Origin of the sequence: Streptosporangium sp. NPDC048047, from assembly GCF_040653115.1 — a bacterium.
GTDB lineage: Bacteria > Actinomycetota > Actinomycetes > Streptosporangiales > Streptosporangiaceae > Streptosporangium.
This window is the reverse complement of the sequence record NZ_JBEZNH010000049.1, coordinates 17149-38063: the sequence shown is the minus strand read 5'-3', so window position 1 is coordinate 38063 and position 20915 is coordinate 17149. Positions and strand designations below refer to the sequence as shown.

Here is a 20915-nt window from a genome sequence, read left to right as displayed (position 1 = left end):
ACTAATCAGCGGCCATTTGCTTGGCTAGGGACGGAAATTGCCACAATAAGCGTCCTGCTTGGGCAAGTCTGATCGCATGATCACCGGCGCCCCCGCGGGGCCTCCTCACGGAGACCGGCGTCCGCCGTACCGGCGCTGCGGCCGTCCGCCGCATCGGCGGCGCGGTCGTCCGCCGGGTGGGTGCGAGCGCGATGCCAGCCCAGCGCGGCCGGCACGCCGGCGACCGTTCCCGCGATCCCCGCGACGGCCAGGGCGCCCGTCATCCCCATCCGCTCGGCGAGCAGGCCGCCCGCGAGCATGCCCAGCCCCTGTGCGGCCACCAGCGCCGACGACGCGATTCCCAGCACCTGGCCGCGCCGTTCGGTGGGGGTGATCCGGACGAACTCCGCGTTGGCGGTGACCTGGTATGCCCCCAGCAGCCCGATCAGCGCCCACAGCGCCAGGGAGGTGGCGACACCGGGGAGGAACGCCGACGCCAGCAGCGGCAGGCTCGCGGCGCACGCGAGCGGCCCGAGCCACCGCAGCCGGGCCGAGGTCGGCACGAACCGGGTGAGCAGGAACACTCCAAGCACGTTCCCCACCGGGATGGAGGCCATGAGCAGCCCCACCACCGCGGTGCCCTGCCCGAGCCCGGCGGCGTAGGGGCTGGCCAGGGCCTCGGGGACGACCTGGAATCCGGCGAGCATGGCGAGCGCCAGCAGGCTCCGCAGACGGCGGTCACCGACGAGCAGGCGAAGCCCGGCCGCGGGACCGTCCCGCCCCGCCCGTCCGCCGGAGTCGCGGGTCCCGGTGGCGGGCCGGAAGCGCACCCCCCGGAAGGCGATCAGCGCGGCCGCCACGAAGGTCGCGGCGTTGATGAGGAGCGATCCGGTCGTGCCCACCGCCGCCACCAGGACGCCCCCGGCCGCGAAGCCGGCCAGTGTCACGATCTGCGAGGTCAGATGCTGGATCGCGATGCCGGCCTGGTAGGCGTCCTTGGGAAGGATGTCGGGGGTCATCGCCATCTGGGCGGACACGGCCGGCGATTCGAGCAGCTGCGAGGCGAAGAGGAGCGCGCACAGGACCGGGAGCGGGATCGACGGCACCGCGACCAGCGCGATCAGCACGGCCCGCGCCAGCCCGCACGCGACGATCAGCCGCCGGCGCGGGTACCGGTCGGCCAGCCCGCCCAGCAGCGGGCCGCCGATGAGCGCCGGGAGCAGGGTGAGGGCGTAGACGAGGGCGGTCACGGCGGCCGAGCCGGTGCGCTCGTAGGCGAGCACCGCCAGGGCCACCCGCCCCAGCTGGTTGCCGGCTCTCATGATCGCCACGGCTGTCCACAGCGCCCGGAACTCGGGCACGCCGAAGGCTCTCCGGAAGCCGCCGGCGTCGGCGGTGGCACTCAACTCTTCGTTCTCCTGCCTGGGGTTCACGGGCCGCCGTACGGGAACCGTGCGGGAGCCGTACGGCGGCGCCGTGTGAGAGGGGGAAGGCGTACGGAAGGCGGCGCCCGCGCGCCGGGCGCCGCCTTCCGCCGGGTCGCGTCACGAATCCGGCGGACCACCCGCCCGTCCGTCCCGCGGCCCGAGCGGATTCATCGGATCAAATCCGGACGAAGCCGCGCATGCCCACCTTCCGCGGGCGTTCGCATGGGTCGTGTGTCCGGGTGCCGATCAGTACCAATCGAAGTCGCGCATGGTCACCTCCCATGGGCCCCGTCGGTGTCAGACGGGTTCGGTCAGTTCCATTCGAACTCGCGCATGGTCACCCCCCCGTGGGTTCCGCAGGTGTCGTGTGGTCTGTTTCCGGTCAGTTCCATTCGAACTCGCGCATGGTCACCCCCCGTCGTCGCGAACCGGCCGGTGATGTCTCGCCGGTGGTGAGCGGCCACCGGATCACCGTGCCGAAGCCCTCCGGCGCCCCCGTGCGCGGCGAAACGGAGGGCTTCGACGGGTCATTTATGGCAGAAAGGGTTGATACACGAACTATGCGCGAACTACACGTTCTCCCGTCGCTCCAGCTCAGCGCGTATCCGCCGGGCGTCGGCCCTGGCCCGAGCCGACGCCTCGGGCTCTCCCCGCCGGTCGTGGATCTCCGCCAGCAGCTCCATGGCCTCGGCCCGCAGCGAAGGGGGCGCGGGCTGCAAGAAGAGCGGCAGGACGCGTTCGAGCGTCTCCGCCGCCTCGGCGGTGTGTCCGGTGCCCAGCCACGCCCTGGCGCTCGCCACGCCGACCCTGCAGATCATCGGCGTGATCCCGCAGCGGGCGGCCTGCTCGGTCGCGAGATCGAACTGGACGCGTGCCTCCCCGTGGTCGCCGAGCTCGGTGGCCACCTCCGCCAGGCCCAGCCGGGCCCAGCTCGCTCCCGCGATGTCCCCCGCCGGCTCCACCGCCCGGACGACCGACAGGTAGGCCGTCCGCGCCTCCTCAAGCCGTCCCAGCTGCCGGTACGCCTCGCCGAGCCAGTACAGCGTGGTCATCCGCGGCCAGTCGCCCCGCCCCCGCGCCGCCACGGCGCAGGCCTCCTCCAGGTACGGCAGAGCCTCGTCGAGGCGGCCCCGGGTCAGATGTATCTGGCCGATGCAGCGCAACGCCAGCGCCTCTCCGGCATGGTCCTCCTCCACCCTGAAGACCTCACTCAGTTCCTGGTAGCGCTGGAGGGCGGCGGCGTGCTCCCCGCGGACGCGGTGCAGGTATCCGAGGTTCCGCCCCGCGTCGGCCGTTCCGTGCCGGTCCCCGAGCTCACGGAAGATCGCCTCGGCCTCCCGGAGCAGCGCCTCGCCCTCTACCAAAGCGCCGAGCATCACGCGCATGTCGCCGACGGCCGTGGTGACCACCGCCTCGGCGCGTCTGTCGCCCGCCTCCCGGGCGGCCTCCAGGGAGATGGAGAGCAGGGCCTCGTACTCGCCGGTGTAGGTCTGGGCGTCGTAGAGCCAGCTCGCCATCAGGGCGATGCGCCAGCACTCGTCGAACAGCCGGTACGCAGACGTCTGCCGGATGAGGCCGGAGAGGGTGGACCGCTCCGCGTCCAGCCAGGTCACCCCGTGGACGGCGGCGAGGTCCAGGCTCCGGGCATCGACCTCGACGGCCAGTTCCTCGCCGCACCGGGTCCAGTAGTCGCGGCCCCGGTCGGCGGCTCTGGCCTCGGTGGTCAGCCGGAGCAGGTACCGGGCGGCCGACGCGACCACGGCCGCCGCGCCGGTGTCGTCTTCCTCCTCGGCCATCCGCTCCCGGCAGTAGACGCGCACCAGATCGTGCATGCCGTACCGGATCTGCCCGGTGCGGTCGACGCCCTCGACCCGCAGCAGATGGACGTCCGTCAGGCTCTCCAGCGTCTCCTCGGCGTCGGCCGGGCTCTCCCCGCCGGCGGCCGCGGCCAGCCAGACGGTGGCCTGGTGGACGTCGAGGAAGGCCAGCCGTCGCAGCAGCCGTCGCTGCGGCACGCTCAACCCCCGGTAGCTCAGGTCGAGCCCGGACCGGACGGCGAGGCCGGAGTAGGAGAGCTCGTCCAGGCGGCGCCGCTCGTCGGCGAGGCGCTCGACCATTTCCCCGATGCCGCGGTGCGGCCGTGCGGCCAGACGCGCCCCCGCGATGCGCAGCGCGAGAGGCAGGCCCTCGCAGAGGCGCGCCAGCTCGCGGGTCTGCGCGCTCTCCGCCGCGACGCGTTCCGCCCCCGCCAGCCTGCCCAGCAGGGCGACCGCCTCGTCGCCGCCGAAGGGACGCAGGTCGAGCAGCGTACGGGCCCCGAGCCCGGTGAGCCTCCTGCGGCCCGTCACCAGCACCGCGCAGGTGCCGGTTCCGGGGACCAGCGGCTGCACGTGGTTCTCGTCCGTCGCGTTGTCGAGGACCACGAGCACGCGCCGTTCGGCGAGCAGGGTCCGGTAGAGAGCCGCGCGCTCGTCGCGGCTGTCCGGGATCGCCCCGGTTTCGACGCCCAGCGCGCGCAGGAAACCCGCGAGCACCTCCTCCGGTTCCACCGGATAGGTGTCGGCGCCGCGGAGGTCGACGAAGAGCTGGCCGTCCGGGTAGTGCTCGCGGACCCGGTGCGCGACGTGGACGGCGAGGGTCGTCTTCCCCACGCCGGGCGGACCGGTGATCACGCAGATCCCCGGTGCCGTCTCCTGCGGACCGGTCATGCCCCGGACGGCGGCGGCGATCTCCTCGTCCCGCCCGGTGAAGTCGACGGTGTCGGCGGGCAGCTGGGCGGGGACGCCGACCGGCGGCGCCCCGCCCGAGCCCGCCGTGACGGCCGGCGCCGGGAGGTCGAGAGAGGGATCGCCGCGCAGGATGGCCTCCTCCAGCTCGACCATCGCGTGACCGGGGTCCAGCCCGTGCTCCTCGACGAGCCTGCCGCGCAGGTCACGGGCGAGGTCGAGAGCCTCGATCCGGCGTCCGCTCCGGTAGAGGGCCAGCATGAGGCGGGTGCACAGCCTCTCCCGCAGCGGGTGGCTGTGGGCCAGCTCCCGGAACTCGCTGATCACCACGTCGTGCCGCCCCAGGGCCAGCTCCGCGTCGATCAGCTTCTCGACGCAGGCGAGCCGCTTCTCCTCCAGGTGCACCCGGGCGGGTTCCACGTAGGCTCCAGAGGCGTCGCTCAGCGCGGGGCCGCTCCAGACCCCGAGGGCACGGCGCAGCAGCCGGGCGACCTGCGCGGGGTCCCGCTCCGTCCGGGCCCGCCTCTCACAGTTCTCGAACACGGCGAGGTCCAGGTCCTCCGTGCCCGCGCGCAGCAGGTAGCCGCCCCGGACCGACGTCACCTCCTCGACGCCGAGCCCCCGCAGCTCGCCGCGGATCGCGTGGATGCCCGAGTAGATCTGGGCGCGGGCCGACGACGGCGGCGCACCGCCCCAGAGGGCCTCGACCATCGCCTCCAGCGTGACGACCAGGTCGGCGTTGAGCAGCAGGAACCCGAGGAGCCCTCGACGCTGGGACCGGCCGAGCGTGCTGACCCGTTCGCCGTTTCCCGCTCTGACGGGCCCCAGAACGGTGAATTTCATCAGTTCCCCCGCCACCGAATCGCTGAGACCGGCAGGGAGCGGTCTCGCGAAGTCCGCTGTTTGTGATCATTTCAGGCGAGGCCCGATGTGGGGCCATTATGGCCCCGCGGGGGGACACCGGGGCGGGCGGCGTGCCCCGACCGGTGCCGGGCGACGCCGGACGGCCTGCGGGAAACCGGGCGCGAGGCCGTAGCCTGAGGGGTGCCGGCGCCCAGGAGGGCGTGACCGGCCTCGAGGGCCGCCCGGCGGAAGGGACACCGTGAAGCTCAAGCTGGACCTGCACCCGATCTTCAACCGCGGTGGCGAGATCGACAAGGCGCTGCGCGGCATCATCGACGAGGCGATCAGGAAGAAGGCCACCGAGGTCGAGATCATCCCCGGGAAGGGCTCCGGCCAGCTCAAGAAGAAGGTGCTGCGCTTCCTGGAGCAGAAGGAGATCAAGGCCCTCTACCACCGCATCGACAAGGACTCCAAGAACCACGGCCGGTTGTTCGTCTACTTCCGCCACAAGTAGTCGCGTACTCCGGCCGCGGGTGGGCGTCCGCCGCGGCCGGGCGCGTGTTTCCGCGGCGGGTGGACGCGCGGGCGGATGACCGCTTCCGCCGTGGCCGGGCCGTGCGGCGGCCGGGGTCCGGACGGCGAGCGGCCCCGGTGCGCCGGGCGGCGGTCAGGGGATGTGGGGGATCATCCGCTCCATGCCGTTGATCCAGTTGTCGCGCAGGGCGCTCACCGCGCCCTGAAGGTCGCCCTCGGCCAGTCGCTCGGCGATCCGGCGGTGCTCCTCGGCGGCGCGCGCCGTGGGGGTGGCGTCGCCGGACAGCAGGTGGGTGTAGCGGCGCATGCCCGCCTTGACGCTGGTGATCAGATCGATCAGCCGTTCGTTGCCGCAGCCGCTCAGCATCAGGTCGTGCCACTCGTCGTCGTGACGTTCGATCTCCTGGCGCGCGGCGACGTCGGCGGAGAACTCCCGGGCGAGCCGGAGCAGCTCGGGGGCGATCCGGCGCAGGTGGGCCGGGTCGGAGCTCTCCAGGGCCAGCGCCTCCAGGGCCGCCACGATCGCGCACAGCTCCCTGAACTCCTTGCGGCTGACCGGGGCGAACCTGAAGCCCCTGCCCTGGTTGCTCTCCAGCACGCCCTCGCCGGCGAGGGTGATCAGGGCCTCGCGCAGCGGGGTGCGGCTGACACCGAGCTCTCCGGCCAGGACGGCCTCGTTGATGTCGGTTCCCGCGGCGAAGTCGCCTCGGTCGAGCCGGAGCATCAGCTCCTCGCGGATCTGCTCGCGGAGGGGGCGCCGCTCGATCGCCATTGCACTCCTTGCGTTGATCTTCCCTCAAGCCTAGCGGCTTGACGGCATTCAGTACACTGCACTATGAATTCTGCATACAAAATATTACATGTCACAGATCGGAGTTTCGGGTGGGGCTGACCAGGGTTTCCGGTCTGCTGTTCGGCGGTGACTACAACCCCGAGCAGTGGCCGGAGCACGTCTGGGAGGAGGACGTCCGGCTGATGGCCGAGGCGGGCGTCAACATGGCGACCGTCGCCGTCTTCTCCTGGTCCCGGCTCGAACCGCGTCCCGGGGAGTACGACTTCGGCTGGCTGGACCGCGTCCTCGACCTGCTGCACGAGCACGGCGTCGCCGCGGACCTGGCCACCGCCACCGCGACCCCGCCGCCCTGGCTGGTCCGCGACCACCCCGAGGTGCGGCCGGTGGACGCCGCCGGGACGCGCCTGGAGTTCGGCTCCCGGCAGGGCTACTGCCCCAGCTCACCGGTCTTCCGCGACGCAGCCGTCCGGCTGGTCCGCGCCATGGCCGCCCGGTACGGCCGGCACCCCGCCCTGGCCCTGTGGCACATCGGCAACGAGTACGCCGACCACGTCCTCGAATGCTTCTGCGCCGAGTCGGCCCGGCACTTCCGGACCTGGCTGGAGAACCGCTACGGAACCGTCGACGGGCTGAACGACGCCTGGGGCACCTCCTGCTGGGGCCAGCACTACACCGCGTTCGGCCAGGTCGAACCGCCCCGCAGGGCCCCCGGCCCGGTCAACCCCGCCCAGGTCCTCGACTGGCGCCGCTTCTGCTCCGACGCGCTGCTGGAGTGCTTCGAACTGGAGAAGGCCGTACTGCGCGAGGTCACCCCCGACGTGCCGGTGACCACCAACTTCATGAGCATCCTGCACGGCCTGGACTACTGGAAGTGGGCCGCCGCCGAGGACGTCGTCAGCGACGACGCCTACCCCGACCCCGCCGACCCCGGGTCGCACGTGGCGGTGGCGCTCAGCTACGACCTGATGCGCTCGCTGAAGCGGCGGCCGTGGATCCTGCTGGAACAGGCCGCGAGCGCGGTGAGCTGGCGGGAGGTCAACGCCCCCAAGCCGCCGGGCATGATGCGCCTGCACAGCCTCCAGGCACTGGCCCACGGCGCGGACGGCGCGATGTTCTTCCAGTGGCGGCAGGCCCGCTACGGCCCGGAGAAGTTCCACTCCGCGCTGCTCCCGCACGGCGGCACCGCCGCCCGCGGCTGGCGGGACACCCTCCGGCTCGGCGCCGACCTGCGACGGCTCGCCGAGGTCGCCGGGACCGGGACGCGCGCCGACGTGGCGCTCCTCCTCGACTGGGACAGCTGGTGGGGCCTGGAGGCCCCCGAGTCGATGCCGTCGAACCGGCTCGCGCTCAAGGACCTCCTGCTGTCGTGGTACCGGCCGCTGCACGCCCGCGGCGTCGCGGTCGACCTCGTCCCCGCGGGCCGCGACCTGTCCGGCCACCGGATGGTCATCGTCCCCAACCTCTACCTGTGCACCGAGGAGCAGGCCCGGAGCCTGGCCGCCTTCGACGGGCACCTCGTCGTCGGCCCGTTCAGCGGCGTCGTCGACGCGGCCGACCGGGTGCACGACGGCGGCGCCCCCGGCCCGCTGCGCGAGCTGCTCGGCCTGACGGTCGACGAGTTCTGGCCGCTTCCCGACGGACAGGTCCAGCGGGTCCGGCCCGTCACGGGGACAGGGGCGGCCGCGGCGGCCGTGCCGGCGCGGACCTGGGCCGAATGGCTGCGCGTCGAGGACGCCGAGGTGCTCGCCCGCTACGAGGGCGGCGACCTCGACGGGCAGCCCGCCATCACCCGCCGCGGGCGGGCCACCTACCTCGGCTGCCTGCTCGACGACGTCACCCCGGTGCTGTCGGAGGTCCTGGCCGCCGCGGGCGTCCGGCCGGTGGCCGACGTGCCCGAGGGCGTGGAGGCCACCCGCCGGGGCCCGTACCTCTTCCTGCTCAACCACGCGACGACCCCCGCCCGGGTGGACCTCGCCGAGTCCGGGACCGACCTGCTGACCGGCCGCGAGCTGCGCGGCCGGATCGAGATCCCGGCCCGCGACGCGGTGGTGCTCCGCACCGGCGCCGGGCCGACCGAAGGAGAACGGTGACACACCCCTACATCCCGAACGCCGAACCGGGCGTGCGGGCCGAGATGCTGGCGGCCGTCGGCGCCGCGAGCGTCGAGGAGCTCTACGCCGCCATCCCGGCGGACCTGCGCCTGGACCGGCCGCTCGACCTGCCCGAACCTTTGCTCTCCGAGCACGAGCTGGTCGCGCACATGCGCGGGCTGCTGGGCCGCAACACCGACACCACCGAGGCGCTCAGCTTCCTCGGTCACGGCTGCTACCCGCACCACGTGCCGGCCGTCTGCGACGAGATCAACGGGCGCGGCGAGTTCCTCACCGCCTACGCGGGCGAGCCGTACGAGGACCACGGCCGGTTCCAGGCCCTGTTCGAGTACGTCAGCATGATGGCCGAGCTGCTGGAGATGGACGTCGTCAACGTCCCCACCTACGACGGCTACCAGGCGGCGGGCACCGCGATCCGGATGGCCGTCCGCTACACCGGCCGCTCGAAGGTGCTGGTCAGCGGGGCCGTCGCCGCCGACAAGATGAGCAAGCTGCGCGACTTCCTCGACCACGACGTCGAGCTGGTCGTCGCCCCGGCCGGGCCGGGCGGCGAGATCGGCGACGTGGGGATCGACGAGACCTTCGCCGCGATCTACCTGGAGACCCCCGACGTCTACGGCGTCGTGGAGACCCGGGGCCGCGAGCTCGCCGACCTCGCGCACGCCGCCGGAGCGCTGCTCGTCGTCTCCGCCGACCCGATCTCGCTGGGCGTGCTCGCCCCGCCCGCCGCCTACGGCGCCGACATCGCCTGCGGCGACATCCAGTCGCTCGGCATGCACCAGGCCCACGGCGGCGGCCACGCCGGGTACATCGCCACCCGCGACGAGGAGCGCCTGGTCGCGGAGTTCCCCTCGCGGCTGTTCGGCCTCGCGCCGACCGAGGTCCCCGGCGAGTACGGCTTCGGCGACGTCTTCTACGACCGGACCTCCTTCGCCCACCGCGAGGAGGGCAAGGAATGGGTGGGCACCGCGGCCTCCCTGTGGGGCATCACCGCCGGGGTCTACCTCGCGCTGATGGGCCCCGAGGGCATGCGCGAGCTGGGCGAGACGATCCTGGCCCGCACCCGCTACGCGATGGAGCGGCTCGCCGCCGCCGGCGCCCGGGTGCTGCACCCCGAAGCGGTGCACTTCCGCGAGTTCGCGATCGAGGTGCCCTCCGCGGACGGCCTCCTCGCCGCGCTGCGCGGGCACGGCATCTTCGGCGGCGTCCGCCTGGACGACCGCACGCTGCTGGTCTGCGTGACCGAGCGGCACTCGAAGGACGACATCGACCGGCTGGCGGCAGCCGTACGGGAGGGACTCGGCGTGAACGGGACCAGCGAGGGCGCCGCGGGCGCCGGGACGCCGGCCGCGGGGGAGACGGCGTGAGCGGGCACGCGGGCGAGCCGTTCGCCGAGCTTCCGGTCGCGCCCAAGCCGCGGCTGCGCCGGTTCCACCAGGCCCGCTGGGACGAGCCGATCATCTTCGAGCAGTCGCGGCCCGGCCGGCGGGGCATCGCCGTACCGGCCCCGGGCGTGCCGCCGGTGGAGCTGCCCGACACGGTACGGCGGGCCGGACCGCCCAGGCTGCCGGAGATGTCGCAGCTGCACGTGCTGCGGCACTACGTCCGGCTGTCGCAGGAGAACCTGGGCGTCGACCAGGCCATCGCGGTCGGCCAGGGCACCTGCACGATGAAGTACAGCCCGAAGGTCAACGACCGCTTCGTCACCGATCCCAAGGTGGCCGAGCTGCACCCGCTGCAGCCCGACGACACCGTGCAGGGCGTGCTGGAGGTCTACTGGCGGCTGGAGCGGATGCTCGCCGAGATCTCCGGCATGCACCGGGTCTCGCTCCAGCCCGCCTCCGGGTCGGCCGCGATCTACGCCAACGTCGCGATGATCCGCGCCTACCACGCCTCCCGCGGCGAGGGGGAGCGGCGTGACCAGGTCATCACCACGCTGTTCTCGCACCCGTCCAACGCGGCCTGCGCCAAGACCGCCGGGTACGAGGTCATCACGCTGATGCCGGACGAGAACGGATACCCCGACATCGAGGCGCTGCGCGCCGCCGTCGGGCCCCGCACCGCCGCCCTGATGATCACCAACCCCGAGGACACCGGCATCTTCAACCCGCGCATCGCGGAGTTCGTCGAGCTGGTGCACGAGGCGGGCGGCCTGGCCTGCTACGACCAGGCCAACGCCAACGGCCTGCTCGGCGTCACCCGCGCCGCGGACGCCGGGTTCGACCTGTGCCACTTCAACCTGCACAAGACCTTCTCCACCCCGCACGCGAGCGGGGGACCGGCGGCCGGCGCGAGCGGCGTGTCCGAGGCGCTCGCGCCGTTCCTGCCGGGGCCGACCGTGGAGTACGACGGCTCGCGCTACCGCCTCGACGCCGACCGGCCGCTCTCCGTCGGCAAGACGCGCCCGTTCCTCGGCGTCACGCCGAACGTGGTCCGCGCCTACGCGTGGATCATGGCGCTGGGCGCCGCCGGGCTGCGCGAGGTCGCCGAGATCGCGGTGCTCAACAACAACTACCTGATGCACAAGGTCCTGCAGATCAAGGGGGCCTCGGCGCCCTGGGGACGCAGCCGCCTGGAGCAGGTCCGCTACTCCTGGCAGGAGCTGTCGGAGGAGACGGGCGTGCACTCGGAGGAGATCGGCGTGCGCGCCGCCGACTTCGGCGTGCACTACTGGACCAGCCACCACCCCCACGTGGTCCCCGAGCCCTTCACCCTGGAGCCGACGGAGTCGTATTCACAGGAGGACCTCGACGAGTACGCCGCGATCCTGGCGCACGTCGCCGACGAGGCCCGCCGCGACCCCGAACTCGTCAAGGGCGCCCCGTACAACCAGACGGTCCACCGGATCGACCCGTCGTCGCTGGACGATCCCAAGCGGTGGTCGCCCACCTGGCGGGCCTACACCCGCAAGCACCTGTCATGACAGCCGACCGGCCGGGCCCCTCCCGCGTCGCCGCCGAGTCCCCGGACTCCTCCCGTGCCGCGGGCGGAGCGGGGGGAGCCGAGCGGACCGCGACGCGCGCGGCCTTCACGGTCGGGCTGGTCGTCAACCCCGTCGCGGGGATCGGCGGCCCGGCCGGGCTCAAGGGCAGCGACGGCGCGGGCGTGCAGCGCGAGGCCCTCGCCAGGGGAGCCTCCCCCCGGGCGGGCGAGCGGGCCGCGCTGGCCGTACGGGCGCTGCTGGCCCGCCGCCCGGACACCAGGATCGTCACCGTCGCGGGCCCGATGGGCGAGGACAGCGTGCGGGCCGCCGGCGGCGTCCCCGAACTCGTACGGCGGGCCCCCGGCGACCCCTCCTCGCCCCGGGACACGACGGCGGCCGTCGAGGCGATGCGCGACGTCGACCTGCTGCTGTTCGCCGGAGGGGACGGCACCGCCAGGGACGTCCTCGACGGCTCGCCGTCCTGCCCGGTGCTGGGCGTCCCGGCGGGCGTCAAGGTCTACTCCGGGTGCTTCGCGGTCAGCCCCGCCACGGCGGGGACCACGGCCGCCGAGTTCGGACGGGACACCGGCCCGGCCGGGAGCCCGGGGAGCCCGGGGAGCCCGGAAGGTACGGAGAGCCGGGGGAGGACCATCGCCGCCGAGGTGGTGGACCTCGACGAGGACGCCTACCGGAGCGGCCGGGTCAGCCCCCTGCTCTACGGCACCCTGCGCGTCCCCGCCGCCCGCGCGCGGCTGTCGGGCCGCAAGGTCGGCTCCTCCGCCGCCGCCCCCGGTTCGGCCGAGGCGATCGCCCGGGAGGTCAGGGCACGGATGCGGCCCGGCGTCCGCTACGTCCTCGGCCCCGGCGCCACCACCATGGCCGTGGGACGGCTTCTGGGCCTTTCCACCACGCTGCTCGGCGTGGACGTGGTCCAGGACGGCCGGCTGGTCGCCGCGGACGTGACCGAACGGCGGCTGCTCGATCTCGTCGCCGGGCACGAGACCTGCGCGGTCGTCTCGGTCATCGGCGGGCAGGGCTTCGTGCTCGGCCGGGGCAACCAGCAGATCGGCCCCGCCGTACTCAGAAAGATCATGGCTTCCGGGGGGCTGCTCGTCCTGGCCACCCAGCAGAAGCTCGCCGGTCTCGGTGGCCGGCCGCTGCTGGCCGACACCGGAGACCCGGAGACGGACGCCCTCGTCGCGGGCCACGTCTCCGTCATCACCGGATACCGCGAGAGCGCGGTGTACCGGATCCGACCCGCTACCGAGGAGAGCTCAGCATGACCGCCCTGACTGACAAGGTCGCCATCGTCACCGGCGGCGCCTCCGGCATCGGCCGGGCCACCGCACTGCTCTTCGCCCGCCAGGGCGCGGCCGTGGTGGTCGCCGACATCGACGGCACCGGCGCCGCGACGGTCGCCAAGGAGATCGAGAACGAGGGCGGCCGGGCCGTGGCGGTCGAGACGGACGTGGCCGCCGAGGCCGACTGCGCGCGGGCCGTACGGACCGCGGTGGAGACCTTCGGCGGGCTGCACGTGCTGTTCAACAACGCCGGGATCATCCGCCGCACCACCGTGCTGGACCTGCCGGTCGACGAGTGGGACCGGGTCATGGCGGTCAACGTCAGGTCGGTCTTCCTGATGTGCAGGCACGCGATCCCCGCCATGAAGGACGGCGGCTCGATCGTGAACACCGGCTCCGGCTGGGGCCTGAAGGGCGGCGGCAACGCCATCTCCTACTGCGCCTCCAAGGCCGCCGTGGTCAACATGACCCGGGCCCTGGCCATCGACCACGCCAAGGCCGGGATCCGCGTCAACTCCGTCAACCCCGGCGACACCGACACCCCGATGCTCCGCGACGAGGCCCGTCAGCTCTCGGAGGACTGGGCGGCCTTCGCCGCCGACGCCGCCGACCGGCCGATGGGCCGCGCCGGATCCCCGGACGAGATCGCCCAGGCCGTCCTCTTCCTGGCGAGCGACGCCGCGAGCTACGTCACCGGCGCGGCGCTGGTCGTCGACGGCGGCGGACTCGCGTGACCCGCCCCCTCATGTAACCCACCCCTCATACGGCGCTTCGCGTGACCCGCCATCCCGCGACGCACCCCGTACGACCCGTCACCCCGCAAGGCATCCCGCGTAACCCACCCCCCGCGAACCCCCAGGAGGCACCCCGTGTCCTTCCCTCCGACCCCTCCGACCCCTCCGGCCTCTCCGGCCAAGAAGATCCTCGCCGTGGCCCTCGCCCTGACCGCGGCCCTCGCCACCGCGTGCAGCGGCGGCGGCGGCGGTGCCGGCGGCGGCCCGGCCGCCGCCGGGAAGGTCACCGTCCGCTGGTCGACCTGGGGGTCGGCCGAGGACGTCGCGCTCTTCAAGACCTTCAACGACGACTTCATGAAGCGCCATCCGGACATCGTGCTGAAGATGGAGACGGTCCCCAAGTACGAGGACTACCACCCCAAGCTCCTCACCCAGCTCACCTCGAAGACCGCGCCCGACGTCTTCTTCGTCGGTGACGACAACGTAGGCAAGTTCGTCGCCGCCGGGGTGCTCGCCCCGCTCAACGAGCGGCTCGCCGGCCCCGCCAGCAAGAGCAGGCCCGGGGACTTCTTCGAGGGCGTCTACGGCGGTGCCAAGAAGGACGGCAAGATCTACGGCGTCCCGAACGACACCAACCCCGAGGTCCTCTGGTACGGCAAGAAGGCCCTCAAAGAGGCCGGGATCACCGAGGACCCCGCCGAACTGAACGCCGCCGGCAAGTGGACCATGGCCAAGTACCTCGACATGAACGCCAGGCTCAAGGCCGCGGGCAAGGCCGGATCCATCTTCTGGAACTGGTACGGCTCCACCTACAGCGTGATCGGCGGCTTCGGCGGCAAGGTCTGGGACGGCGGGAGGTTCGTCGCCACCACCGACCCCAAGTCCCGCGAGGCCCTGCAGACCCTGGCCAAGGGCTACGCCGACAAGACCTTCCTGTCCGCCGACGTGCTGCCCGCCAGCAACGGCCCCAGCACCCAGTTCCTGCGCGGCAGGGCCGGCTTCTACGCCGGAGGCCGGTGGGTGATCGACGTGGTCAAGAAGGGCGGCGACCAGGCGAACTACGACGTCGTGCCGTTCCCGTCGCAGACCGGCGAGCCGATGCCCGGCGCGGTCGCGGCCTCCTACCTCGCGCTGAACAAGGACTCCCGCGTCCCCGACGCGGCGTTCACCTTCCTCACCGAGTTCGTCAGCAAGGAGGGCCAGCTCCTGCGGCTCAAGAGCGGCGGCGCGGTCCCCTCGATCAAGGGCGCCGAGCAGGTCGTGCTGGAGGGCGGCTACCCGGCGCACGCCCAGACGTTCCTCGACGTGCGTGACACCGGCTTCGCGAACTACCCCGAGGAGGTCGCGGTGCCCGGCCTCACCAAGGACATCAACGACCTTCTGCTGAAGGTCTGGACCGGCAAGGTCGCCTTCGACCAGGGCATGACCGAGCTGCGGTCCCTCGTCGACGGCAAGATCGGATAACGGCCGTGGGCGTCGTCACCCCGGCACGCCCCACCGCGAGGACCCGGCCCGCACGCGCGGCGACGCGCGTGCGGAACCGGGACGGCTGGTGGGCCGCGCTCTTCCTCGCCCCGCAGGTGCTGGGCCTGCTGGCGTTCCTGGTCTTCCCGCTCGGGTTCGCGGTCGTGCTCGCGTTCATGAAATGGGACGGGCTCGGCGAGAAGTCCTGGGTCGGCTTCGACAACTTCACCGCCCAGCTCAGCGACCCCGAGTTCGGCACGGCCGTCTGGAACACCGTCAAGCTCGCCCTGCTGACGGTCCCGGCCGGCCTGGCGCTCGCGCTGCTCGTCGCCCTCGCGCTGAACAACGTGCGGGGGAGGACCTTCTACCGGGTCGTCTACTTCCTGCCCGTGGTGACCAGCTCCGTCGCGGTGGCCGTGATGTGGCAGGTCATCCTGGCCGGCGGCGACTACGGCGTGCTCAACAACACCCTCCACGAGTGGTTCGGCGTCACGCCGCCCGACTGGCTGGAGGACCCGGGCTGGGTCATCGTGGCCATCGCGGTCGTGACCATCTGGTCCTCGCTCGGCCTCAACGTGGTCATCTTCCTGGCCGGGCTGCAGACCATCCCGCCGTCGCTGACCGAGGCCGCCCGCATCGACGGCGCGGGCCCGGTCCGCGTCCTCCGCTCGGTGACGCTGCCGATGATCTCCCCGACGATCTTCTTCTCCACCGTCGTCGCGGTGATCAGCTCGTTCCAGGCGTTCGACCAGATCTACGTGCTGGTCAACCCCGACCACAACGAGGGCGCCCGGACGATCGTCTACCAGGTCTACGACCTGGGCTTCCAGAAGTTCGAGTTCGGGATGAGCAGCGCCGCCGCGCTGATCCTGCTCGCGCTGACGCTGCTCGTCACCTTCGTCCAGTTCGCGGCGCAGAAGCGCCTCGTCCACTACGACTCCTGAGGGGAGGCGTCGATGGCTGTGATCCCTGCCTCTCCCGGTGCCCATCCCGGCTCGCGCCCTGGTCCCCGCCGTCTGGGACAGATCGGCCTGCACGTCGCGCTCGCCGCCGGCGGGCTGCTGATGCTGTTCCCGTTCGTCTGGATGCTGCTGACCTCGTTCAAGGGCGCGCACCAGATGCTCAACGCGCCGCTCGACTGGCTGCCGAACCCGTGGCGGGCGCGGAACTACCCCGACGCGTTCGGCGCGCTGCCCTTCGCCCAGGCGTACTGGAACAGCTTCTACATCGCGGCCCTCAACGTGGTGCTCACGCTGTTCACCTCCGCGATGGCCGCCTACGCCTTCGCCCGGATCCGCTTCCGCGGCTCCGGACTGCTGTTCGGCCTGTTCCTGGCGACCCAGATGGTCCCGGCGCAGGTCACCATCGTCCCGCTCTACCTGATGCTGGCGGAGCTGGGCTGGGTCGACTCCCACCTGGCGCTGATCGTGCCGGGCTTCGTCAACCCGTTCGCGGTGTTCCTGCTGCGGCAGTTCATCCGGGCCGTGCCCATCGAGCTGGAGGAGGCCGCCCGCCTCGACGGCGCCGGCCGGTGGACGATCTTCTGGCGCGTCGTGCTGCCCAACGTCCGGCCGGGCATGGGCGCGCTCGGCATCATCGTCTTCCTGGCGAGCTGGAACAGCTTCTTCTTCCCGCTGATCTTCCTCAACTCGCCGGAGCTGGCCACCGTGCCGCTGCTGGTCAGCCAGTTCGCCGGGCAGCACGGCGCCACCGACTACGGCCTCACCCTCGCCGCCTCGGCCATCTCGGTCATCCCGATGATGATCGCCTTCCTGATCGGCCAGCGGCGCATCCTCAACAGCATGGCCATGTCCGGCCTGGGAGGACGCTGACGATGCTCGACCTGCGAGTGACCCCCTTCACCGAACGCGGCTCCCGGCTGCTGGTGCTGGCCGACCCGGACGGCTCGCTCCGCGTCGCCCGCGCCGAGTACGAGACCCGCCTGTCGGACACGACCGTGCTCACCGGACTGCGGCTGTTCTCCGGCGACCGCGAGCTGCCGGTACGGCGGGCCTTCCCCGACCGGGTCTCCTTCGGGGCCGGGGTGGACCTCGTCTTCGCCGACGCCGAGACGCTCGTGCTGACCGGCTCGGGGGCGCGGGCCGTCTGGGACGGCGGTGGGGGCGGGATCGACGGGACCCTCGTGCTCACCGGCCGGGCGGGCCCGTACGACGCCGGGGAGCTGCTGGCGCGGGCCGGGGAGCGCCGCCGGGAGTGGTTCGCGCGGATGCCGGCCGTACCGGCGGAGCTGCGGGAGCGGGCCGAGCAGGCGTGGTGGACGCTCGGGGTGAACCTGCTGCCCATCGCGTTCGCCGGGGGCCGCGAAGGCGTGGTCCCCTCCAAACTGGGATATGTCGGCATCTGGAATTGGGACTCCTACTTCCACGCCGTCGCCCTGCGCCACGCCGACCCGAAGCTCGCCCGCGACCAGCTCCGCATCCTCCTCGACCACCAGCGGCCCGACGGCCTCATCCCCGACGTGGTCCACGACCGGGGCGTGCTCGCCGAGACCACCGACCTGCCACGCTCCGACCACGACCGGCTCGCCCAGCACGTCGGCGGCTCCGCCACGCCGGGCGAGCCGATCGGCGGCGTCGTCCCGGTGACCAAGCCGCCGCTGACCGCCTGGGCCGCCTGGAAGATCCACGAGGCCGCCCCCGACCCCGGCTTCCTCGACGAGGTCTACCGGCCGATCGCCCGCTCCCAGCGGTGGTGGCTGACCGCCTCCGACCCCGACGGGGACGGCCTCGCCGAGTACCTCCACCCCTACTCCTCCGGCCTGGACGACAGCCCCGTCTGGGACCACGGCCCCCGGGCCGAACCGCCGGACCTCAACTCCTACCTGGCCCTCCAGTTCGACCGGCTCGGCGACATCGCCGAGGCGCTGGGCCGTACGGCGGAGGCCGAGGAGTGGCGGCGGCGGGCCGCCGGGCACGTCGAGCTGCTGGTCGCCCGCCGCTGGAACGGCGACCGGTTCGTCACGCTGACCAAGACCGCGTCCGGGGCCGAGGCCGAGGTCGCCACCCGCACCCCGCTGGAGCTGATGCCCCTGCTCACCGGCCGCCTGCCCCGGGAGATCGCCGAACGCCTGGTGGCCGACCTGCTGTCCCCGGCCTTCTGGGGCGAGCGCCCGGTGCCCACCGTCGCCTTCGGCGACCCGGCCTTCGACCCGGACGCCATGTGGCGCGGCCCGGTCTGGCTCAACGTCAACTACCTGCTGATCGAGGGGCTGCACCGCTCCGGCTTCGCCGCCGAGGCCGAGGAGCTGACCGGGCGGACCCTGGACATGGTCGACGCGGGCGGCGGGCTGCACGAGTACTGGAACCCGCTCACCGGCGCCCGCGCCCGCGGGGCCACCACCGGCTTCGGCTGGTCCGCCGCGCTCTTCCTGGACCTGGCCCACCGCCGGGCCCGGCCGTGAGGCGACCGGCGCGGTGACCGTCCCGCCGTACGGTCCGGTGAGCCGTGCGGCGGGACGATCCTTACGGTCCGGTGAGCCGTACGGCGGGACGATCCGTACGGCGAGGCGGTCCGCGTGGCGGTACGGGGTCAGGGCGCGCCGTCGACCAGGGCCGGGAGCGCCGACAGCGGCATGCCCTCCGTCGCCGCGCCGACGACGAGCGCCTCGACCGCGTACAGGAACCGGTCCACCAGGTCGGGCGGCATGGTGACGGTGTCCGCGGTCAGGCTGACCCCCAGGACACCGCCCTCGTCGTCGACCAGGTGGACGCAGAACCCGCAGTTGAGCCGCTCCACGCCGGGAGGACGCCGGATGCGGGTCTCCGTCCGGGCCGCGACCGCCTCCCGAGGATCCTCGGGCGCGTCCCGCCCCAGCGGGTCGGCGGCCCGCTGGTCGTTGAAGCAGCAGCCGGGGAAGACCGGGAGCCCGCGCTCCCCGCTGACCTCCTCCACCATGCGGTACCACTCGGCCTGGTCGTACCGGGCGTGCCGGTAGGCCTGCAGGGCGAGGTGCCTGGTCCCGGCGAGCAGCTCGTCGAACGTCGCCGCCCCGGTCGCCCCGGCGTCGAGCACGAACAGGCCGAGCTGGCACAGGGAGGTGACGAGCGTCCTGCTCTCCGGGGCGAACCGGTTGTTCACCAGCGGGTTGACCGCGACCGTACGGTGACCCGAGACGGCCGAGACCAGTGCCGCCACCGCGGTGAGCAGGACGGTCGCGGTGCTGACGCCGTGCCGCCGGGCGAGCGTGCCGGTCGCCAGGTCGATCGCCCGGGACACGATCACCGCCTGCTGGAAGCGCGGGCTCCCGGGGGCTCCCCGCACCTCGGAGAACATCGTGTGCGGGATCGCCCGGTAGTGGCCCGCCCAGTACCCGAGCGCGGCGGCGCTCCCGCGCGCCGCCCGCCCGCCCTGGGCGGCGACCAGGTCCATCAGCTGGTACGGCGCGGGCGGCGCGCCGCCCCTGAGCAGGAGCCGCAGATCACGGACGACGACGTCGGCGGCGAAGGCGTCGGCGGCCAGATGGCACAGGACGACGACCACGTGGCTGACGACGCCGTCGCCGGTCACCAGGCCGGCGCGCAGCGGCAGGTCCTCGGCGTAGGAGAACCGGCGGCCGGCCAGTCGTTCACGGAGCGCCTCCGCCGCGGCCCCGGCGCCCTCCGGCGTGGTCTCGACCACCTCGACGGCGACGGCGCCGCGGGCCTCCACCGTCTGCAGGGGATCGGCCGGTGGAGAGGCCGCGTGCAAAAGGCCGGTGTGCGGGAGGCCGACCCGCTCCTCCAGGCACAGGCGGCTGCGCAGCGCGTCGTGCCGGGCCAGCAGCCGCCCGATCGCCGCCACCGCCGCGTCGGGGCCGATCCGCCAGCTGCGGGGGAGGCGCACGAGCCTGGGCACGTTGTAGTAGTGGTCACCCTCCGGGCCGACGTCGCGGATCGCGCCCCAGATGGCCCGCTGCCCCCAGGCCAGGGGAACCGTCCCGGTCCGCTCGGCGGCGAAGCGGGCCTCCAGCGAGGCGACGCCGGTGCCGGTGGCGGTGGCGGTGGCGGTGGCGGTGGTGGCGGGGTTCATGGTTGCTCCGGCGGGAGGGGGTCGAGGGCGGCGACGACGGGGTAGGCGTCGCGATATCTCAGATAGTCGGCGAAGGAGAGGGCTCTCGCCTGGTCTACCAGATCACGGGCCACCCCGCCGGTGCCCTCCGACAGGAGGATGCCGGCGACGTTGAGCAGGTATCTCGTGCGGATGGCCAGCCCCTCCGCCGGATCGATCACACCGCGGCGGACCGCGAGGTCCACCGCCTCGGCCAGGCCCGGCTCGGTGACCTCGACCCGCATCCGGTTGAACGCCTCGATGCCTCCGGCCCGGCGGCGGGACTCGCTCCCCTCCTTCTCGTCGGGGATCCGGTAGCGGGACGGGATCGCGGGCGCGAAGGCGATCTTGGCTCCGGACGCCGAGTAGCGCAGCCAGGTGTGGGTGTCCTCGAAGAAACGGCAGTGCTCGGGGAAGGGGATCTCCAGGGCGAGCGCCGTGCGCGCGCTCAGCGCGGAGGGGATGGTGAGGTTGTCCCGCTCGACGGCGACGGAGACCCAGCAGTCGTGCCCCTCCAGGGGGCGCTTCTCGATGTCATCCATGATGATCTTCACGCTGCTGATCAGACGGTCGCGCCCGACCTCGTCGCCGTCGCCGTCGATCACGACGAAACCGGAGTAGACGAGGTCCGCCTCCGCGTCGGCGGCGAGTGCGTCGCGCACCGTCCGCACCCGGTCGGGGTGCGTGAGGTCGTCGGCGTCCAGGAAGCAGACGAAGTCCGCGCCGGCGTCCGCCGCGACGCGGACGCCCATGTTCCTGCACCGTCCGGGACCCCGGTTGTCGGGGGCGAGGACGACCCGGAGCCGGGCGTCGTCGCGTTCCCAGCGCAGCAGCTCGGCCCGGTCCTCGTGGCTGTCGGAACAGTCGTCGACGACCACGGCGAACACGTCGGGGTCGGTCTGGGCGCGGACGCTGTCCAGGGCCTGGCGCAGGTAGCCGAGCCGATGCGGCCTGCCGTCGGACCAGAACGGGATGACGAAGGCGGCGGGACCGCTCGGCCCGCTCATGCCGTCGCCGCTTTCCCGTGCGCTTCC

Annotated in this window: 15 protein-coding genes; 10 read left to right on the top strand and 5 right to left on the bottom strand. The window is 73.0% G+C overall.

The features are described from left to right. Positions 1 to 80: 80 nt before the first annotated feature. Together AB0D67_RS30425 and AB0D67_RS30420 are read right to left on the bottom strand one after the other, a co-directional pair. Positions 81 to 1385: an MFS transporter gene (locus AB0D67_RS30425; RefSeq protein WP_362943613.1), complete on the bottom strand. Its 1305-nt coding sequence runs from the start codon at positions 1383 to 1385 to the stop codon at positions 81 to 83. Positions 1386 to 1975: 590 nt separating this feature from the next. Then, complete coding sequence (locus tag AB0D67_RS30420) at positions 1976 to 4975, bottom strand: BTAD domain-containing putative transcriptional regulator (RefSeq protein ID WP_362943610.1); 3000 nt, start codon at positions 4973 to 4975, stop codon at positions 1976 to 1978. Between the two features lie 259 nt (positions 4976 to 5234). On the opposite strand from AB0D67_RS30420, the gene AB0D67_RS30415 reads away from it, so the two are divergent. After that, positions 5235 to 5489, top strand: coding sequence for a Smr/MutS family protein (locus tag AB0D67_RS30415; RefSeq protein WP_184757641.1), 255 nt, complete (start codon positions 5235 to 5237; stop codon positions 5487 to 5489). 153 nt (positions 5490 to 5642) lie between these two features. Here the strand turns inward: AB0D67_RS30415 and AB0D67_RS30410 are convergent, their stop codons facing one another. Beyond that, the gene (locus AB0D67_RS30410; protein WP_362943606.1) at positions 5643 to 6281 is read right to left on the bottom strand and encodes a GntR family transcriptional regulator; all 639 of its coding nucleotides are present in this window, start codon (positions 6279 to 6281) and stop codon (positions 5643 to 5645) included. A gap of 110 nt (positions 6282 to 6391) precedes the next feature. On the opposite strand from AB0D67_RS30410, the gene AB0D67_RS30405 reads away from it, so the two are divergent. The 9 genes from AB0D67_RS30405 (at position 6392) to AB0D67_RS30365 (ending at position 18256) form a co-directional block, all read left to right on the top strand. Next, positions 6392 to 8392 (top strand): beta-galactosidase, encoded by a 2001-nt coding sequence (locus tag AB0D67_RS30405; RefSeq protein WP_362943603.1) that lies wholly within the window; start codon positions 6392 to 6394, stop codon positions 8390 to 8392. Continuing rightward, the gene (gcvPA, locus tag AB0D67_RS30400) at positions 8389 to 9780 is read left to right on the top strand and encodes an aminomethyl-transferring glycine dehydrogenase subunit GcvPA (RefSeq protein ID WP_362943600.1); all 1392 of its coding nucleotides are present in this window, start codon (positions 8389 to 8391) and stop codon (positions 9778 to 9780) included. The genes AB0D67_RS30405 and gcvPA overlap by 4 nt, the downstream gene beginning before the upstream one ends. Then, on the top strand, positions 9777 to 11336 hold the full coding sequence (gene gcvPB, locus AB0D67_RS30395) for an aminomethyl-transferring glycine dehydrogenase subunit GcvPB (RefSeq protein ID WP_362943597.1): 1560 nt from the start codon (positions 9777 to 9779) through the stop codon (positions 11334 to 11336). The genes gcvPA and gcvPB overlap by 4 nt, the downstream gene beginning before the upstream one ends. Further along, the gene (locus tag AB0D67_RS30390) at positions 11333 to 12619 is read left to right on the top strand and encodes an NAD(+)/NADH kinase (RefSeq protein ID WP_362943594.1); all 1287 of its coding nucleotides are present in this window, start codon (positions 11333 to 11335) and stop codon (positions 12617 to 12619) included. The genes gcvPB and AB0D67_RS30390 overlap by 4 nt, the downstream gene beginning before the upstream one ends. Next, positions 12616 to 13371: an SDR family NAD(P)-dependent oxidoreductase gene (locus AB0D67_RS30385; RefSeq protein WP_362943591.1), complete on the top strand. Its 756-nt coding sequence runs from the start codon at positions 12616 to 12618 to the stop codon at positions 13369 to 13371. Before AB0D67_RS30390 ends, AB0D67_RS30385 begins: the two co-directional genes overlap by 4 nt. A gap of 135 nt (positions 13372 to 13506) precedes the next feature. After that, the gene (locus tag AB0D67_RS30380) at positions 13507 to 14835 is read left to right on the top strand and encodes a sugar ABC transporter substrate-binding protein (protein WP_362943588.1); all 1329 of its coding nucleotides are present in this window, start codon (positions 13507 to 13509) and stop codon (positions 14833 to 14835) included. A 5-nt stretch (positions 14836 to 14840) separates the two neighbouring features. Further along, entirely contained in the window at positions 14841 to 15779 is a 939-nt protein-coding gene (locus tag AB0D67_RS30375) for a sugar ABC transporter permease (RefSeq protein ID WP_362943585.1), read from the top strand. Positions 15780 to 15791: 12 nt separating this feature from the next. After that, a complete protein-coding gene (locus AB0D67_RS30370; RefSeq protein ID WP_362943582.1) occupies positions 15792 to 16667 on the top strand; it encodes a carbohydrate ABC transporter permease in 876 nt (291 codons plus the stop codon). Positions 16668 to 16669: 2 nt separating this feature from the next. Beyond that, positions 16670 to 18256 carry a glycogen debranching protein gene (locus tag AB0D67_RS30365; protein WP_362943579.1) on the top strand — a complete coding sequence of 529 codons (1587 nt, stop codon included), beginning with the start codon at positions 16670 to 16672 and terminating at the stop codon, positions 18254 to 18256. A 128-nt stretch (positions 18257 to 18384) separates the two neighbouring features. Here AB0D67_RS30365 and AB0D67_RS30360 read toward each other — a convergent pair whose 3' ends face one another. After that, positions 18385 to 19863, bottom strand: coding sequence for a condensation domain-containing protein (locus AB0D67_RS30360; RefSeq protein ID WP_362943576.1), 1479 nt, complete (start codon positions 19861 to 19863; stop codon positions 18385 to 18387). After that, a complete protein-coding gene (locus AB0D67_RS30355; protein ID WP_362943573.1) occupies positions 19860 to 20888 on the bottom strand; it encodes a glycosyltransferase family A protein in 1029 nt (342 codons plus the stop codon). Before AB0D67_RS30355 ends, AB0D67_RS30360 begins: the two co-directional genes overlap by 4 nt. Positions 20889 to 20915: the final 27 nt, after the last annotated feature.

Coding starts and splice junctions, on each gene's coding strand:
- AB0D67_RS30370 (WP_362943582.1), top strand. CDS start 15,792: ATGGCTGTGATCCCTGCCTCTCCCGGTGCCCATCCCGGCTCGCGCCCT.
- AB0D67_RS30420 (WP_362943610.1), bottom strand. CDS start 4,975: ATGAAATTCACCGTTCTGGGGCCCGTCAGAGCGGGAAACGGCGAACGG.
- AB0D67_RS30410 (WP_362943606.1), bottom strand. CDS start 6,281: ATGGCGATCGAGCGGCGCCCCCTCCGCGAGCAGATCCGCGAGGAGCTG.
- AB0D67_RS30390 (WP_362943594.1), top strand. CDS start 11,333: ATGACAGCCGACCGGCCGGGCCCCTCCCGCGTCGCCGCCGAGTCCCCG.
- AB0D67_RS30385 (WP_362943591.1), top strand. CDS start 12,616: ATGACCGCCCTGACTGACAAGGTCGCCATCGTCACCGGCGGCGCCTCC.
- AB0D67_RS30360 (WP_362943576.1), bottom strand. CDS start 19,863: ATGAACCCCGCCACCACCGCCACCGCCACCGCCACCGCCACCGGCACC.
- AB0D67_RS30355 (WP_362943573.1), bottom strand. CDS start 20,888: ATGAGCGGGCCGAGCGGTCCCGCCGCCTTCGTCATCCCGTTCTGGTCC.
- AB0D67_RS30365 (WP_362943579.1), top strand. CDS start 16,670: ATGCTCGACCTGCGAGTGACCCCCTTCACCGAACGCGGCTCCCGGCTG.